Genomic DNA, 16,154 nt, shown 5'->3' with positions numbered 1-16,154 from the left:
GGTCAGTCCTTCAGTCCGGCGTTGATGTCCGCGCCCATGACGTAGCGCTGGAAGACCAGGAAGACGGCGATCAGCGGGATCATGGAGATGACCGATGCGCCGAGCAGGACCGACCAGTTGATGTTCTGCGCGCCGACGATGCTCTGGATGCCGATCTGCACGGTGAACTTGTCCGGGTCGTTGAGCATCAGCAGCGGCCAGATGTAGTCGTTCCACCGCCACTGGAAGGACAGGATGGCGAGGGTCAGCATGATGGGCCGGGACAGCGGCACCATGATCCGCAGGAAGATCGCCAGTTCACGGGCGCCGTCGATGCGTGCGGCTTCCACGAGTTCGTCGGGAACCGTCAGGAAGAACTGGCGGAACATGAAGCATCCGGTCGCGGTAAGCACGGCCGGGAGGATGATGCCGGCGAACGAGTTGTACAGGCCGAGGTCACGGACGACCAGGAACTCCGGGGCGAGCATGACCTCGGACGGCAGCATCGTGGTGGCCAGGATGCAGACGAAGAAGACCTTGAGCCACGTGTTGTCGTACTTGGCCAGCGCGTAGCCGGTGCAGCAGCTGACTCCGACCGTGAGGATCGTCGTGATCACGCACACGATGGTCGTGTTGATGAAGTACTGGGAGAAGTTGGCGCTGTCCCACGCCGCCTTGAATCCCGACAGGGTGGGGTTGTGCGGAACCAGCGTCAGCGGATAGGAGAACAGGTCGCCGGCCGGCTTGAAGGAGCTGAGGACGAACCACAGCACCGGCAGTCCGTAGAGGCAGGCCAGGACCCACAGCAGTGTGGTGGCGGAGACCGCCTGCCGGAGCCCGCCGGTGGCTGCCCCGCGGGGACGCTTCTTGGAGACGGCCCGTCCGGAACCCGCGTCGACCGGGCGCATGTCTGTGGTTGTCATCGGTTCTCCACCCGTCGGTTGACGATCAGCTGGATGATCGCGACGGCCATCAGGATGAGCATGAGCACGAACGACGCGGCGCTCGCGTAGCCGATCTGGCCCCGTTTGAAGCCGGTCTCGTAGATGTACTGGACGAGCAGGTTGTTCGACGTTCCGGGTCCGCCGTTGTTGAGGGCGACGAACACCGGGTATTCCTTCATCGCGTTGATCGTGTTGAGCAGGATGACGATGAACGAGGTGGGCGCGATGCTCGGCAGCGTGATGTGGAAGAACTGCCGCCAGGGGCCGGCGCCGTCGAGCGAGGCGGCCTCGTAGTACGACACCGGTACGTTCTTGATCGCGGCGATGAACAGCAGCATCGAGAAGCCCGTCCAGGCCCAGGACGCCGCCATGACCACCACCAGCAGCGACAGGTCCGCGTTCGACTGCCACGGAACGGCGCCCCCGCCGAACTCGTGGATGATGTAGTTGACCAGTCCGAAGTTCTCACCGAACAGCCAGCGCCACAGGACACCCACCACGATGGGCGACAGCAGCCACGGGATGAAGAAGATGACGCGGGCGACCGAGGCGCCCTTGGCGTGCTTGCTCACCACCGCGTTGGCGATGAGCAGCGAGAAGACGAAGTTCAGCGGGACGAAGAGCACGGTGTACAGCAGTGTCCGGCTCAGCGCGTCGTAGAAGGTGGAGTCGCCGAACAGGTTCTGGTAGTTGTCCAGCCCGACGAACTGGAAGACCCCTACGCCCGTGTAGTTCGTGAAGGAGTAGACGAGCCCGATCACCGCCGGCCAGACGAAGAACAGCGCGAAGAGCACGACGTTGGCCGCGATGAGGACGAGCGGCGCAAGGGTGTACTTGCTGCGTCTCCTGGGCGGGCTCACGGACACGTCCGAGGCGCGTTTGGTCATCTTCCTGACTCCGTGCTGGTGGAATGGGTTGCTGTGGGCTCAGGCCATGAGCCCGGCGTCATATGAGGGCCGGGGCCGGGCGGCGGTGTCTCGACCCGCCGCCCGGGCCTGCCCGGCCTGCGCTCAGCCGCCGACCTGCTGGTTGTAGACGTCCACGATGTTCTGCAGGGCCTTGTCGGACGACTGCTGGCCGTTGATCGCCTTGCCGAGCTCCGTCTTGGTCGGGTCCTCGGGGAGGCTCTTGCCCTTCAGCACCCATTTCGTCTGCGCGGAGTTGAAGTAGCCGGAGATGGGGGCGTAGAGCGGGATCGACTCGTTGTAGAGCTTGAACGCCGCCTGCGCCGCCTCGGACTTGAAGGGGTACTTCGGGTTCAGACCGCTCTCCACCGGCAGGAAGCCGGACGTCTCGCACAGCACCTGGTAGTGGGCCGGCTCGTACAGCCAGGTGAGGAACTTCGTCGCGGCGTCGGCCGCGGCGGCGTTGTTGTTGAAGCCCACCGTCATGCCGCCGCTGTTGACGTCGCTGGCCTGCACCGGCTGGGCGGGGGTCGGGACGCTCGCCCACTCGAACTTCTTGATGCTCTCCGCGAAGGCGGGCACCTGCCACACGCCGGACCAGTAGGCGACCACGTCACCGCTCTGGAACATGGCCGACGGGTCGGCGCCGCTGGTCCACACGGACTTCGGCATGGTCTTGTCGTCGTTCCATCCGACGAAGGTCTTCACGGCCTTCTTGGTCGCCGCGTCGACCGAGAACGTGCCGGAGGAGTCCGCGTGGACGTACTTCCCGCCCTTCTCGTACACCATGGCGCGCAGCCGGGACGGCGACTGGTCGAAGGTGAGGGAGTACTTGGCGCCGGTCTTCTCGCGGACCTTGTCCGCCGCCTTGATGAAGTCGGTCCAGGTCCAGGTCTTCTGGGGCGAGGTCGGGAAGGTGACGCCGGCCTTCTCGAACAGCGTCTTGTTGATGAACATGCCGGACGCGGTGACGTCCGAGGGGATGGACAGCACCTTCCCGGAGGAGTCCTTGGCGACGAAGTTGGCGTTGATCTTGTTGCTCTTCTTGTTGGCGATGGAGCTGAGGTCGATCAGCTTGTTCGCCCAGATCGGGTCCAGCGCCGGCACGGCCGCGACGTCGGGCAGGGAGTTCGCCTGCGCTGCGTTGTGCAGCTTGGCCGGGTAGCCGTCGTAGGGGATGTTGACGAGCTTGATCTTGACGCCGGTTTCCTTCTTGTACTGCGCCACCATCTTCTTCCAGCCCGCGTCCTGACCCGGGACCGTGGAGATCCAGAACGTCAGCGACTTGGCGTTCCCGCCCGAGTCGGACCCCGACCCGCAGGCGGAGAGCAGAAGGGCACCTGCCGTGGCCACGGCAGCGAGGGGAACCACGCGACGTATGCCGCCGCGGCCGAGACGGCGGGAGCGCCGCACACCCAGACTGGTCATCTTCAATCCCTTTTCGTCGTAGCGGAAGAAGCACGGCGCCAGCCGAGGCGGCACGGGTGCATTGTGAAGGAGATTCGCTTTCCGGGGGCACGGCCTCGCCCGGCCGCGTCGCCTTGACGGGTGGGGTCCCCGGCCTTGTCGGCCGTCGTCGCACAAGCACGCCCTCGTGCGGCGCCCGTACGTCGCGTACGGGCGGGATGCTCACCCGGAGTCGGCGTCCCGGCCGACTCAGAAAGCGCTTGTCCGGACATTGGCAGACCGATGGCGCAGCCGTCAATGCTTCGCCCGCACAGCTCCGGTCACGGTTTGAATTCCATGGGCGACCGCGAGCCTGCTGGCCCCCGCCACGGTGCCGGCGTCGCCCACCACGCTGCTGACCACCTCGGTGGGCCAGCTCAGCCGGGCCAGCTCGGCCCGCACCCCGGGCAGGAGCTGCGGGTCCGCGCCGGTACCGCCACCGAGGACGATCAGGCCGGGGTCCAGTACGGCGGCCACGGCGGCGGCGAGCCGGCCCACGTCGGCGGCGTGCGCGTCGATCACGGACCGCGCCGTGGCGTGCCCCTGCGCTGCCAGGGCGAGGAGCCGCTCGGCGGTGCGCGGACGGGGGCCGTCGGCCCGCTGCCAGGCCTCGGCCGCCCGGCGCAGCAGGGTGCGCGATCCCATGCGGTGCTCCAGGCCCTCGTGGCGCGGGGCGCGGCTCTCGTCCCAGGGGTAGGGCAGCCGGGCCACCTCACCGGCGGCGCCGTTCGCGCCGCGCAGCACCCGGCCGCCGATGACGACGGCGAGACCGATGCCGACGCCGATGCGCAGGTAGCCGAAGGTGTCGCGGCCGACGGCGGCGCCTTCCTGCAGTTCGGCGAGCGCGGCGCAGTTGACGTTGTTCTCCAGGTGGACGGGCACGCCCTCGGGCAGGGCGACGGCCATCGCGTCGAAGACGGGACCGGCCTTGGCGGTCGCCGGGCGTTCCCCCGCGCCCTCACCGTCCCGGGTGGTGACATCGCCGACGGCGACGACGACGGCCCGCAGCGGGGCTCCGGCGGGCAGCCCGTCGAGGACCTTGCGGACGGTGCCGGCGGCCTCCGGCCTGGAGCCGGTGGCCTCGGCGAGCAGCGTCCCGTCCAGGGCGCAACTGCGCACCCGCGTTCTGGCGGGGCCCAGGTCGACGGCGAGCACGGCACCGGCGGCCGGGCCGAGCCGGTAGACGGCGGCGCTGCGGCCGGTGCCGCCGGACGCCCGCCCGGAGTGGGCGGCGAGTTCCACGGCCTCCAGTTCGGCGACGGCGGTGGAGACGGTCGGCTTGGAAAGTCCCGCACCGGCCGCCAGCTGGGGACGGGTGGCCGTGCCCGCCCCGGCCAGTACGTCGAACACCACACGGGCACTCTCACTCAGGTGCATGGTCTCCCCAGGTCGTGCGGCGGCCGAGCAGGACGGCCGCGAGGGTCGCGCGGCATCGGGAATTCCGTGCCTCTTGACGCGCACCCTACTTCGTTAGTTAACTTCCTAACGAACTTCACGGTACTCGCCTGCCGTGTTCCGCCAAAGCCCGTCCCGGGGCTTCCCTACCTCTTCAACTGCCGTGGTACGACGGGTGGTTCGCCTGCCGTCGCCGTGCCACGCAACGACGAAAGAGGACCCGTGCAGGACTCCACGCCTTACGCGGTCGGTATCGACGTGGGTGGCACCAAGACGCATCTGCGCGCCTTCGCGGACGGCGCGGGCGTCGTCGATCATGTCCGCAGCAGTGCGGGCTGGCGCCCGCACGACGCCGGGGCCGCAGCCGACTGGCTGGCCGACCTGATCGCCGTCGCCCTGCCCACCTCTCCACGGCCGTCCGCTCTCGCCGTGGGCGGCCACGCCTGCGAGACGCCACGCCAGTGCGCGGGCATCCGCGCCGCCCTTCAGGAGCGGCTGGGGGTGCCCGCGCTCGTCGTGGGCGATGCCGAGCTGCTCGTTCCCGCCGCGGGGCTGGACAAGGGCGTGGGTCTGGTCGCAGGCACCGGTTCGGTCGCGGTGGGGCGGCTGCCCGGCGGCGAGGCGGTCCAGGTCGGCGGCTGGGGCGCGGTGCTCGGCGACGAGGGCGGCGCGGCCGGCCTCGTCCGGGAGGCCGCGCGGGCCGTCTGGGCCGCGCACGACCGGGGTGAGGAGCCCGACGCACTGGCGACCGGGCTGGTCGCCGCGTTCGGGGTGGCCGAAGTGCCCGCGCTCGGCGCCGCCCTGGAGGCCGCCACGGACGTCTCGGCGGAGTGGGGCCGCCACTCCCCCGCCGTGTTCGCCGCGGCCGAGGCGGGCTCACCGCTCGCCCGGGCCGTGATCGCCGAGGGCGGCCGGGCGCTCGCCGGGCTCGTCGTGCGGCTGGCCGCGCGCGGGGTCCCGGTGGACGACGTGGTGGTGGCGGGCGGCACGGTGCTCGCCCAGAGCGCGCTGTACGAGGCGTTCACCGCCGCGCTCGCCGAGTCCCTGCCCGGGGCCCGGACGCGGCCGCTGCGGGTGCCACCGGTCGAGGGCGCGCTCGCCCTGGCCCGTTCGCTTCTGTGAGCCGGGCGGCCGCCGTTCACCCTCCGGACACCGGCCGGTGGCCGACCCCTCTCCGCAGGGTCACAGCACGGCCGTAGATCTTCGCTCATGCGCAACAGGTGCCACAGAAGTCGCCAAAGGCACCAGAAGTCGCACAGCCCGCTTCACCTTCCCGGCCACACGGCCGACGCACCGTCGCGCAATGCCACGACACCTTCTTCGCAGAACTCCAGAGAGGCGCACCCATGTCATCAGCCGGGCACCGCTCCCCCGCCACCGTCGACAGGCGGGGCTTCCTCAAGACCTCCCTCGGTGCCTCGGCGGGCCTGCTCGCCGCACCGACCTTCGCGTCCTGGCTCGGCGCGGCGGACGCGCAGGCCGCCACGGGCTTCGCCGCGTTCGTCGACGACTACAGGTCGAACGTCACCGCGAACCTCACCCCGGAGACCAACGCCGTCGTCCGGATCCTGGGCGGCATGGCGAAGGTGTGGAAGACCGGCGATGCCTGGAACACCGGCCGCGTCCTGGACCGCGAGGTGCTGCGCGCCAACATGCGTTGCTGCGCCCGGATCACCCGGGCCCGCACCGAGGCGCAGGCGAAGGATGCCTTCCTCTACGACCGCCAGCACCAGAGCTACGCCATGATCGCCGGCCTCGGTCCGCTCGAGCGCCTGTACAAGGCGGGCGCCAAGGCGGTCACGTCGATCACCACCGCCCCGGACGGCACACCCCCCGGGAAGATCAACGACACCCTGCCCGCCGACGCCCCGGCCGGATCCGCCCTCGGGGCGGGCTCGTACGACTCGGACCTCGGCCAGGTGGCCAGGCTGGTCGACACCGTGCGCGGGCCGTTCGCCTCGGGCAACCCGGGCAAGTTCGCCTTCCAGTACCCGCGCCCGTGGCGGATGAACGAGGACAGCGAGGTCGTCGACACCGGCGCGAAGGACGCGCTCGGCTACCCGGTCTACGACTCGGACGTGATCGTGGCCCCGCAACTGCTGCGCCAGCGCTCCGAGAACGCGCAGGAGGACGGCGGTTTCCCCAGCGGCCACACCAATGCCTTCCACCTGGCCGGGCTGGCCCTCGCGTACGCGGTGCCGGAGCGGTTCCAGGAGCTGGTGACGCGGGCGTTCGAGCTCAGCCACACCCGCATCATGTCGGGCATGCACTCCACCGTCGACGTCATCGGCGGCCGGATCATGGCCACCGCCCTGACGGCCGCGACGCTGGCCGACCCGGCGAACGCCGAACTCAAGGCAGCCGCCCGTGCCCAGGCTCTCGCCTACTTCACACAGCGGACCGGCACGACGGCCGACACCCTCTACGACTACGCCCACCCGGGCGCCGGGGACGCCTACGCCGACCGCGAGGCCAACTCCCGTGCGGTCGGGCACCGGTTGACGTACGTCCTGCCGCGCCGCGGCCGCAAGGACCCGCTGACCGTGCCGAAGGGCGCGGAGGTGCTGCTGGAGACGCGGCTGCCGTACCTGAGCGCGGCCCAGCGTCGCGAGGTGCTGCGGACGACCGCGCTGCCTTCCGGGTACGTCCTGCTGGACGGCTTCGAGCAGTGGGGCCGGCTGAACCTGTTCGCCGCGGCGGACGGTTACGGCGCCTTCGACCGGGACGTCACCGTGACGCTGGACGCGGCGGCCGGGGGCTTCCACGCGGCCGACAGCTGGCGCAACGCCATCGAGGGCGACGGCGGTCTGACCAAGCGCGGTTCGGGCACTCTCACCCTGACGGGCCACAACCGCTATCGCGGCGGGACCGTCCTGGAGGCCGGCACGCTGGTCGCCGCGTCGCCGAACGCCCTGGGCGAGGGCGACGTCCGGGTCACGGGCGGCACGCTCCGCGCGGCCGAGGTCCTGCGGATCCGCGGCTCCTACGTCCAGGAGGGCCCGTCCGAGCTGGAGCTGGCGCTGCGCAGGAACCACGGCCCGGCCCTCACGGTGGGCCGTCGGGTTCTGCTGGGCCGGGACAGCGTGCTGTCGCTGCGGCTCGACGCCGAGCGGCCGCCGGTCGCGGGGACGACGGTTCCCGTCCTGTCCGCCGGGCAGTTGCGCGGCCGGTTCGACCGCGTGGAGCTGGACTCCGCGACGCTGCGGGCGGTGCCCGTCCACACGGCTGACGGTCTGTCGGTGCGACTCGTGCGGCGGTAGCGCTTTCCACGGCGGGGGCTGATGCACAGTGGGTCCATGAGGGACCCCTGGACGGCTCCCGCCGTTCCCCGGCCCGTGTCACCCACGCCCCCGGCACCGGCCGCCACCACGCGGCGGCCGGGCAGACGATGGCCGGTGCGGCTCCTGGTGGCCCTTTTGCTCGCCCGGATGGCCTTCGCGATGGTCACGACCGCCGTGCAGCAGACCCCGACGATCGACGAACCGGTGTACGTGGGCGCGGCCGCGGAGTACGTGCACGAGCACCGGCTGCGGCACAACCCCGAGCATCCGCCGCTGGGCAAGCTCGTCATCGGCGCCGGGGTCGCCCTCGCGGATCCGCACCTCGACCCGGCCTTCGCAGGGGACCAGGGGCAGTTGGGCCGGCATCTGCTGTACGAGTCGGGCAACGATCCCTGGCGGCTGATGCTGTGGGCCCGCCTGCCGGTCATCGCGCTGACCCTGTCGTTCGGGCTGGTGGTGTTCGCCTTCGCCCGTGAACTGGCCGGGCCCGTCGCCGGGTCGGCCGCGCTCGCGCTGTACTGCTTCTCCCCCGACGTCATCGCCCACGGCTCGCTGGCGACGCTCGATGTGCCGGCCGCCGGGTTCGTGCTGACCTCGGCCTGGCTGGTGTGGCGGGCACGCCGGAGACCGCGGCTGTACGTCCCGCTCGCGGGGCTGGCACTCGGCGCCGCGGCGGCCACGAAGATGAGTACGTTGCCGGCTGTGCCGGTGCTGATGGCGCTGGCCGCCGTATCGCTGTGGAAGGCGTCCGGAGGCAAGCCGCACCGGGCTGTGACCGCGGCGGCACGGGTGGCCCTGGTCGCGGTCGCCGTCGTGTGGGTCACGTATCTGATGGTCGATCCGCTGCTGCGCTGGACTCCGGAGCAGCACGTGCCCGTGGTGCACGGCCTGCGGGGGCAGCTGGTCCGGCTCCTGCCCTTCCCGGAGGCCTACCGGGACGGCGTGCGCCTGCAGTTCGGGCTGGAGAACCGGCCCTGGCAGGGCTTTCTGTTCGGGCGGCTGTACGACGGTTCGCTCTGGTACTACCTGCCGGCCGCGCTGCTGGTGAAGACCCCGTTGGGGATGCTCGCGCTGTGGGCCGCGGGTGCCACGGCCGTCGTCGCGGTCCGGCGGCTGCGGCCTGCCGCACCGTATGTGCTGGCCGCTCCGCTGGTGCTGCTGGTCGCCGCCATGCAGGGGGCGCGCGACTTCGGAACCCGGTACGCCGTGTTCCTGCCGCTGTTCCTCGCGGTCGCCGCCGGGTGCGTGCTGCTGGTGCGGAGGCGGTGGGTGTCGGTGGGGGTGACCGTGCTGGTGGCCTTCGCCGCCGTCAGTTCGGTGCGGGCGCATCCCTATTATCTGCCGTACTCCAACGAGGTGTTCGGGGGGCCGGGCAGGACCCGGGAGCGGCTGCACGACTCGAACGTCGACTGGGGGCAGGACCTCGGGCGGCTCGCGGACCGGCTCCGCGACCGGTACCCGCGTGAGCGGGTGTGGCTCGTCTACAAGGGCAGTGGGGTGCCGTCGTTCTACGGCATCGAGGCCGCGGATCCCCGACGCGTTCCGGTTCACGCGGTGCGGGGGCTGCTGGTCGTGTCGGACTCGGCGGCGGCGAAGGCCTCGGGGCGGCTGGCCGAACTGATCGGCGACAGCCGCCCCGTCGATGACATCGGGCACTCGATCACGGTGTACCGCCGTTGAGTGCGGCGGTACGGGTCAGTGCATCGCGTGGAAGAACCCGTCCGCGCTCACGTGCTGCATTACCCTGGAGGCCACCCGGTAGCGGCCGTTGGGCACATCGGGGCACCGCGCCACATGGACGGCGAGCGGGCCGGCGAACTCGTAGCCGCGGCGTTCCGCGTGGCGGGACAGGCTGTCGGTGAGGGCCTGTCCCACGTCGGTGCCGGTGCGGGTCAGATGCTCGTGCACGTCGTCGGGCAGTTCCACGTCGTAGGCGTTGGGGACCATGACGCGTCCCTCACGGCACACCACGGCGTTGTCGTCGCACTCGCGTTGCAGGGCGTCGAGAACCTCGACCGGTTCCTTGTCGCGCAGCCGCGCCCACAGCGCGTCCCATCGGTTCTCCAGGGTCTGTTCCAGCGCACTCAGCGCGCTCATGCCGTCTCTCCTGCCGGAAGCGTCGTCGGTCGGGGGGTGCCAGGAGGGGCCTACCGGTCGTCGAAGTCGTCGGGGCGCACCTCGGCCTCCTCCAGGGCCTCGCGCATCGTGCGTCCGGTCCCACCCGGCGTCTGGGGGCGGTTCCCTTCCTGTCGCTCCAGCAGCTCGTCGGTGGTCTCCGTCTTGGGCCGGTTCTCCTCCGGGACGGTCATCGCGGGGCTCCTCTCGGGGGTCGTGTGCGGCGGCGGGTTCCCGCCCGGCCTCCGGGTATCCCCCGGCGGGGCAGCTCATGCGGCTTGAAGAAGCCCTGGTCACTACGGTGCGTGAGCTATGTTGAACATCCGTGGGAGACAAAGGAGGCGCACCGGTGCCATCGCCGCAGCAGGCACGCGCACAGGCATCCGCGATCACCTCGGGGAAGGCCGCCCCCGAGGCGGATGTCTCCCCGTCCGCCCAGCTCAGGACGCTGTTCGACCGGCCCCGGCTGTCCCCCGGGCAGCGGCGCATCGCGCAGTACCTGATCGAGCACATCACCGAGGCGGCGTTCCTGTCGATCACGGATCTCGCGGACCGGGTCGGGGTGAGCCAGCCCTCGGTGACGCGGTTCGCCTCGGCGGTCGGCTTCAGCGGTTACCCGGCGCTGCGGGAGAAGCTCCAGTCGATCGCGCTGGGCACCCTCGCCGTCGGCCCGGCCGAGGAGACGCACGGCAACGAACTGCAGGCGGCGGTCGACGCCGAGATCGAGAACCTGGAGAACCTGCGGCGGGACCTGGCCGACCCGGACGTGGTCATCGACGTCGGCCGCAAACTCTCCTCGTCCGCGCCGCTGACGGTCCTCGGGCTGCGCATCTCCGTCTCGCTCGCCGAGTACTTCGCCTACGCCGCCCGCCGCATCCATCCGGACGTACGGCTGGTGACCCGGGGCGGCAGCGTCGCCTACGACGCGCTGCTGCAGTCGCGTGAGGCCGGAGGTACGTGGGTGCTGGCGTTCTCCATGCCCCGGCACGCCCAGGAGACCCTGACGGCCGTGCGGGTCGCGCGGGGCGCCGGGCTCAAGGTCGCCCTGATCACCGACCTGGCGCTCGGGCCGCTCGCGGACGAGGCCGACGTCGTCTTCGCCCTCGGGACCGGGTCGCGCCTGGTCTTCGACTCCTACGCGGCCCCGGGCGTGATGTGCTCGGCGCTGCTGCAGGCCATGACGGACGCGGATCCGGAGCGGACGCAGGCGCGGCTGGAGGAGTACGAGCAGGTCGCCGACCAGCACCAGTTCTTCCTCAGGGACTGAGCGGCGCCCGTACCGGACCCGGCGGCCACGCGGGACCCCCTCCACGGGCCACACACGCAGAGCCCACACGGGGACCATCCGCAACAAAGCGCGCATGAATGTTTTCATGCTCCTTGCAAACCGGATGGCATATATAAATACTGCTCACGGATCGCGACCCGGCCAGTTTCCGGATCCGTTCCGCACCCGTGGAGCCGGGTCCTACCCACTCCGGGTCCCGGGTGTTCGTGGCGGCCCCGGCCATCCCCTAGGCCGGGGCCGCCCCGACCCGTCGTCCACCCACGCGACGCCGCATACCCGGAAGCGATGATCATGCCCCTGACGACCACGCGCATCAGCCCGGACTGGCCCTGCCAGGTCAAGACCCCCGGGAGCTACGACTGGGAACGCTCCGCGGCCAAGTGGCTGCGCGAACTGGTACCCACGCGCTACGCCGGATACCCCGTGTTCATCCGCCATCCCGTCCTGCTCGCCCGGCACGCCCAGATCCAGGTCCAGAACGAGATCCGGGTCGCCCGCACCGCCCTGCAGACCGCCCGCGCCGACCTGCCCGGACTCGGCCTGCACGAGGGGGTCATCGAGCACACGATCAAGCTGTACGCGGCCGAGGTCATGCAGCTCCAGCACATCGCCCGCAGCGTCCGGGCGGTCACCCAGGCCCTGGTCGAGGCGAACCGACAGCCCTGAGCCGGCGGGCATGACTCGCGCCCCGCGTGGCACACGTGGAGCAATGAGCACCACCGAAGCCCGGCGCGGCGAGCCCGTGACCACGGTCCTGACCTGGCAGGTGCGCCCCGGCCGCGAGGAACGGTTCGTGGAATGGACGCACGGCATCACCCGCTGCGCCCGGCAGTTCCCCGGCAACGAGGGCGTCTCCTGGCTGACGCCCGAGGACGGCCACCGCTACCACGCGGTGCTGCGCTGGTCCGACCAGCACCGGCTCGCCGCCTGGCTGGAGTCGGAGGAGCGCGCGCACTGGCACCGGCGGATCGAGGACATCGCCACCGAGGTCAGCAGCGACCGCCAGTCGACGACCGGCATGGAGACCTGGTTCAGCCTGCCCGGCACCACCGTGCAGGCCCCGCCCCGCTGGAAGATGGTCCTCACGACCTTCCTCGGCGCCTACCCTCTCACCCTGCTCATCCAGTGGCTGGTGACGCCCCACACCACCGGCTGGCCGCTGCCCCTGCGGGCCGCCGTCTTTCCGCTGGTCCTGCTGCCGGTGCTGACGTATCTGGTGATGCCGCGGCTGAGCCGGCTGCTGCGGCTGTGGCTGTATCCGCGTGACGGCAAGTGAGCAGTCACTCACAAGCCGGTGCGCCCCCTGGGACGCCTGGGGCGGGCGATCATTCCGTGCGCACAAGCGGTCTTCGAATCGGACTGGGTGTGCAATGCTCGACGCGTGACGAGCGAGCCCGTGACGCCGGCGCAGCCCGGTGCCGCACCGGACCTGGCCGAACTGGCCAAGATCGTCGCCCGGCAGCGCGCCGAGCTGGACCGGCTGCGCGACCAGGCGGCCACCTCGGCTGTCGTGGAACGGGCCAAGGGCGCGGTGATGGCGCTGAGCGGGTGTACCGCCGGCGCGGCGGGCGAGCAGCTGCTCCAGCAGGCCAAAGCCGCACGTCACACCCTGCTGGAGGAGTGCTGGATCACCCTGGGCGGCCTGGCGCCCACGCCGCCCGACCCGGGCAGCGCCGGTGAGGTCCGCGGCGCCGGCGCATCCGGCTCCCGGGCAGAGGCCCTGGACCAATCGGCCGCGCCGGACGACGTCACGGCCGCCCTGGCCCGCCTCGGACGGGCCCTCGTTCGGGTGACGACACCCCACGACCTCGCCCGGTGCCTGCTGGAGCATCTCGGCCCCGACATGTCGGCGGACGCTGTCCTGCTCTACGCCCGCAGGCCCGACGGCGGTCTCGAACTGGTCGGGCACGCGGGCATCGAGGACAAGCTGGCGGCCCAGTGGTTCCAGGTACCGCCGCTGAGCGGAGTGGCGGCGCTGGACGCGCTGCGGGCGGGCGAGCCACGCTGGCTGGAGGACTTCGCCGCGGACAAGCGGCAGTACCTGCTCATAGGGGATCCTCCCGACCGGTGGCGCTCGCGCGCCTGGCTGCCCGTCCTCGCCGCGGGCGCGGCCGAGATCTGCATCGGTGTGCTGCGCGAGCGCGCCGGTGAGTTCACCCCGCGCGACCGCGCCCACCTGCGGGGCGTGACCGGGCTGTGCGCCGGCCGGCTGCGCGCCTTCGACACCCCGCCCGAGCGGGACGCCGACGCCGACACGGACGCGGTGCAGGCGCTGTTCGAGGCACTGCCTATCGCGGCGATGCTGCTCACGCCACTTCGGGCCGCGACAGGCGAGACCGAGGACTTCCGGGTGGAGGCCGCGACCGCCCAGGTGGGAGACCTGCTGGGCCGGACCGGTGAGCAACCGGCCGGGCGGCGGCTGCTGGAGCTGCGCCCGGCCCTCGCGGCCGAACCGCTGTGGCAGGGCTGTCTGCAGGTGCTGGCCACCGGCAAGACGTACGAGGGCGAGCCGTTCGCGCACGAGGAGGTCGTGGCGGGCGTCGCCGAGCTGTCCCTCTACACGGCGCGGGTGGCACCGCTGGGCGACGCCCTCGTCGTCTCGTGGATCCGGCACGGCTCCTCCGACCGGCAGGAGCAGCGGCTGGCGGACCTGCAGCGGTTGGGCAGTCTCGGCTGGGCGAACTGGAGCCTGATCACGCAGGAGGCATCCTGGTCGACGCAGGTGTTCTCCCTGGTCGGCCGGGACCCGGCGCACGGCCCGGTGCGGCTGCCCGACGTCCCGGAGCTCGCGCTCCCCGAGGACGCCCCGGCGCTGACCCGCGCCGTCGGTGAACTCGTCCACGACGGGCGGCCGTTCGACGTGCCGTTCCGGATCAGGACGAGCGGCGGTATCCGGCATCTGCGGCTGGCGGCCGAGGCGGTGGCCGACCGGCACGGCACGCCCGTCGAGGTGCACGGCTTCGTGCAGGACATGACCGCCCAGCGGCGCGCGGAGCTGGCCCTGGTCGAGAGCGAGCGGGCGATCCTGACGCAGCACGACGTGCTCCAGGCCGAGCGGACCCTGGCCTCCCGGCTCCAGCACGCGCTGCTGCCGATGGCCAACCGGCCGGTGCACCTGGCCGGGCTGCGCGTCGAGGTCGCCTATCTGCCGGCCCAGTCGGGTGTGCACGTCGGCGGCGACTGGTTCAGCGCCATCGAACTGCCCGACGGGGACGCGCTGCTGGTGGTCGGCGACGTCGCCGGACACGGGGTCGGCGCGGTGGCCACGATGGCCCAGCTCCGGTTCACCGCGAAGGGCATGGTCATCACGGGCTCGTCGCTGACCGGGGCGCTCGCCCGGCTGAACACGCTGCTGCTGCACTCGCGCGACTCCCACGCGACCGCCACGATGGTGCTGGCCCGCTACGACCCCCGCCGCCGGCGCCTGGTCTGGGCTCAGGCGGGGCATCCCCCGCCGCTGCTGCTGCGCGACGGTGAGGCGCGGTACCTGCGCCGCCCCGGCGGCATGGTGCTCGGGGCGTCCACCACGCCGGTCTACCAGGAGGCGGAGTGCCGTCTGGACCCGGGCGACCGGCTCATCCTGTACACCGACGGCCTGGTGGAGCACCCCCCGGACAGCATCGACCGGGGGCTGGAGCAGCTCGCCGAGGCCGTGGCGGCCCCGCACGGCGACGGGCCCGGGTCGCTGGGGCCGTTGCTCGCGCGGATGCTGCCGGACGTGCGACGGGACGACGTGTGCGTGGTCGACGTCCGGGTTCCCGGAGTTCGGCACGGGTAGGGAGCGGCGGCTCACGAGTCACCGCGGTGACGCCAGTACCACCACAGCCCCACGAGCGAGGCCAGCAGGAACAGGGTGGGCAGCACCAGGCCGGGAATGCGGGAGCCGTTCATGGGCGTGGCCTTCGGTTCGTGGCGGTCCGGGCGCCTCGTGCGTCGCCCACGCCCAGGGTGACGCCGCTCGGCCCCGCCGCGTCGCCGCTTTTCCCAGCCGTTGCCCGGCGTTCGACGCGGAGGGTGTGACGTCAGTCGACCGGGTGGCCCGGGTGGATGGTGACGGCGTCGGACAAGCGCAGCAACGGCCCCTCGTGCGCCTCGCGTCCGCCCCACTCGACCGGGTCGAGGACGAAACCGATGTGGTCGCCGCCGCCCGCGCGCGTCACGATCCGGCCGACGAACCAGGCCGGCGCGTCCTCCAGGACGAGGGCCCCGCCGTACGCCTCCCGTAGCCGGACGTCCTGGAACTTGTCGGTGCGGTCGCCGGTCTGCCCGCCGAACAGCTCGGCGAGGGCGCGCTGTTCGCGGCCGAGCAGGTGCACGGCGAGCACGTCCGCGTTCCGGGCCACCCGGAAGGTGTGGTTGACCTCGGACAGCCATACCACGAACCGCACGGGCCGCAGCGAGCACTGCGAGGCGAACCCGACCAGGCAGCCCGCCCGTTCACCGCCCGCGGCGGCCGTGACCACGTACATCTCGGGGTTCAGCCGGTCGATGAACTCGTCCATGCCGGCCATGGTCACACATCAGCTCGCACCCGCCGCCGTCCGGGACTCCAGGGCGGCCCGGGTGTCGTTGCCGTAGACGCCGGTCTCGTCGCCGCGGATGCCGTACCAGAGCTGGAAGCGGGCGACCGCGGCCGTGAGGGTGGGGTCGTAGCTGCCGCTGGTGGAGCCGTCCCGGTAGACGTCCGGGATGGCGAGGAGACGTTGCTGGAGCTCGGTCACCTCGGGGCCGGTGGCCCCCTCGCGCAGGGTTCCGGCGCCGTCGGGGTCCTCCGCGGGTGCGGGGGCGGCCGGGCCGGGCG

General features: G+C 71.8%; 15 protein-coding genes. 7 read left to right on the top strand and 8 right to left on the bottom strand.

Annotated elements, in window-relative coordinates; all coding sequences use genetic code 11:
* Positions 1-2 precede the first annotated feature (2 nt).
* The 4 genes from K4G64_RS07260 to K4G64_RS07245 form a co-directional block, all read right to left on the bottom strand.
* The gene (locus tag K4G64_RS07260) at positions 3-902 is read right to left on the bottom strand and encodes a carbohydrate ABC transporter permease (RefSeq protein ID WP_221755198.1); all 900 of its coding nucleotides are present in this window, start codon (positions 900-902) and stop codon (positions 3-5) included.
* Positions 899-1,810, bottom strand: coding sequence for a carbohydrate ABC transporter permease (locus tag K4G64_RS07255; RefSeq protein ID WP_221755197.1), 912 nt, complete (start codon positions 1,808-1,810; stop codon positions 899-901). Before K4G64_RS07255 ends, K4G64_RS07260 begins: the two co-directional genes overlap by 4 nt.
* Before the next feature lie 123 nt (positions 1,811-1,933).
* Positions 1,934-3,256, bottom strand: coding sequence for an ABC transporter substrate-binding protein (locus K4G64_RS07250; RefSeq protein ID WP_221755196.1), 1,323 nt, complete (start codon positions 3,254-3,256; stop codon positions 1,934-1,936).
* Between the two features lie 273 nt (positions 3,257-3,529).
* Positions 3,530-4,651 carry an ROK family protein gene (locus K4G64_RS07245; RefSeq protein WP_221755195.1) on the bottom strand — a complete coding sequence of 374 codons (1,122 nt, stop codon included), beginning with the start codon at positions 4,649-4,651 and terminating at the stop codon, positions 3,530-3,532.
* Positions 4,652-4,891: 240 nt separating this feature from the next.
* On the opposite strand from K4G64_RS07245, the gene K4G64_RS07240 reads away from it, so the two are divergent.
* The 3 genes from K4G64_RS07240 to K4G64_RS07230 all read left to right on the top strand — a co-directional run bounded on the left by K4G64_RS07240 (position 4,892) and on the right by K4G64_RS07230 (position 9,630).
* The gene (locus tag K4G64_RS07240) at positions 4,892-5,791 is read left to right on the top strand and encodes a BadF/BadG/BcrA/BcrD ATPase family protein (protein ID WP_221755194.1); all 900 of its coding nucleotides are present in this window, start codon (positions 4,892-4,894) and stop codon (positions 5,789-5,791) included.
* Positions 5,792-6,015: 224 nt separating this feature from the next.
* Entirely contained in the window at positions 6,016-7,929 is a 1,914-nt protein-coding gene (locus K4G64_RS07235) for a phosphatase PAP2 family protein (protein WP_221755193.1), read from the top strand.
* 36 nt (positions 7,930-7,965) lie between these two features.
* The gene (locus K4G64_RS07230) at positions 7,966-9,630 is read left to right on the top strand and encodes a phospholipid carrier-dependent glycosyltransferase (protein WP_374206380.1); all 1,665 of its coding nucleotides are present in this window, start codon (positions 7,966-7,968) and stop codon (positions 9,628-9,630) included.
* Between the two features lie 15 nt (positions 9,631-9,645).
* Here the strand turns inward: K4G64_RS07230 and K4G64_RS07225 are convergent, their stop codons facing one another.
* Together K4G64_RS07225 and K4G64_RS07220 are read right to left on the bottom strand one after the other, a co-directional pair.
* Positions 9,646-10,047: a DUF3662 domain-containing protein gene (locus tag K4G64_RS07225; RefSeq protein ID WP_184915645.1), complete on the bottom strand. Its 402-nt coding sequence runs from the start codon at positions 10,045-10,047 to the stop codon at positions 9,646-9,648.
* Between the two features lie 50 nt (positions 10,048-10,097).
* A complete protein-coding gene (locus K4G64_RS07220; RefSeq protein WP_221755191.1) occupies positions 10,098-10,259 on the bottom strand; it encodes a hypothetical protein in 162 nt (53 codons plus the stop codon).
* Between the two features lie 155 nt (positions 10,260-10,414).
* Between K4G64_RS07220 and K4G64_RS07215 the strand changes: the two genes are divergently transcribed.
* The 4 genes from K4G64_RS07215 to K4G64_RS07200 all read left to right on the top strand — a co-directional run bounded on the left by K4G64_RS07215 (position 10,415) and on the right by K4G64_RS07200 (position 15,131).
* Positions 10,415-11,332 carry a MurR/RpiR family transcriptional regulator gene (locus tag K4G64_RS07215; RefSeq protein WP_221755190.1) on the top strand — a complete coding sequence of 306 codons (918 nt, stop codon included), beginning with the start codon at positions 10,415-10,417 and terminating at the stop codon, positions 11,330-11,332.
* A gap of 306 nt (positions 11,333-11,638) precedes the next feature.
* Complete coding sequence (locus K4G64_RS07210) at positions 11,639-12,019, top strand: hypothetical protein (protein ID WP_031133768.1); 381 nt, start codon at positions 11,639-11,641, stop codon at positions 12,017-12,019.
* Between the two features lie 43 nt (positions 12,020-12,062).
* The gene (locus tag K4G64_RS07205; RefSeq protein WP_221755189.1) at positions 12,063-12,629 is read left to right on the top strand and encodes an antibiotic biosynthesis monooxygenase; all 567 of its coding nucleotides are present in this window, start codon (positions 12,063-12,065) and stop codon (positions 12,627-12,629) included.
* Positions 12,630-12,734: 105 nt separating this feature from the next.
* Positions 12,735-15,131, top strand: coding sequence for a SpoIIE family protein phosphatase (locus tag K4G64_RS07200; protein ID WP_221755188.1), 2,397 nt, complete (start codon positions 12,735-12,737; stop codon positions 15,129-15,131).
* A gap of 244 nt (positions 15,132-15,375) precedes the next feature.
* Here K4G64_RS07200 and K4G64_RS07195 read toward each other — a convergent pair whose 3' ends face one another.
* Positions 15,376-15,864 (bottom strand): flavin reductase family protein, encoded by a 489-nt coding sequence (locus K4G64_RS07195; RefSeq protein WP_221755187.1) that lies wholly within the window; start codon positions 15,862-15,864, stop codon positions 15,376-15,378.
* A gap of 9 nt (positions 15,865-15,873) precedes the next feature.
* The coding region (locus K4G64_RS07190) for a peptidoglycan-binding protein (RefSeq protein ID WP_260460121.1) at positions 15,874-16,154 on the bottom strand (281 nt) is incomplete at its 5' end.

The organism is Streptomyces sp. WAC04114 (genome assembly GCF_019733245.1).
GTDB lineage: Bacteria > Actinomycetota > Actinomycetes > Streptomycetales > Streptomycetaceae > Streptomyces > Streptomyces massasporeus_A.
Note: the sequence above shows the minus strand (reverse complement) of the source record. Positions and strands in the feature narration are given on the sequence as shown.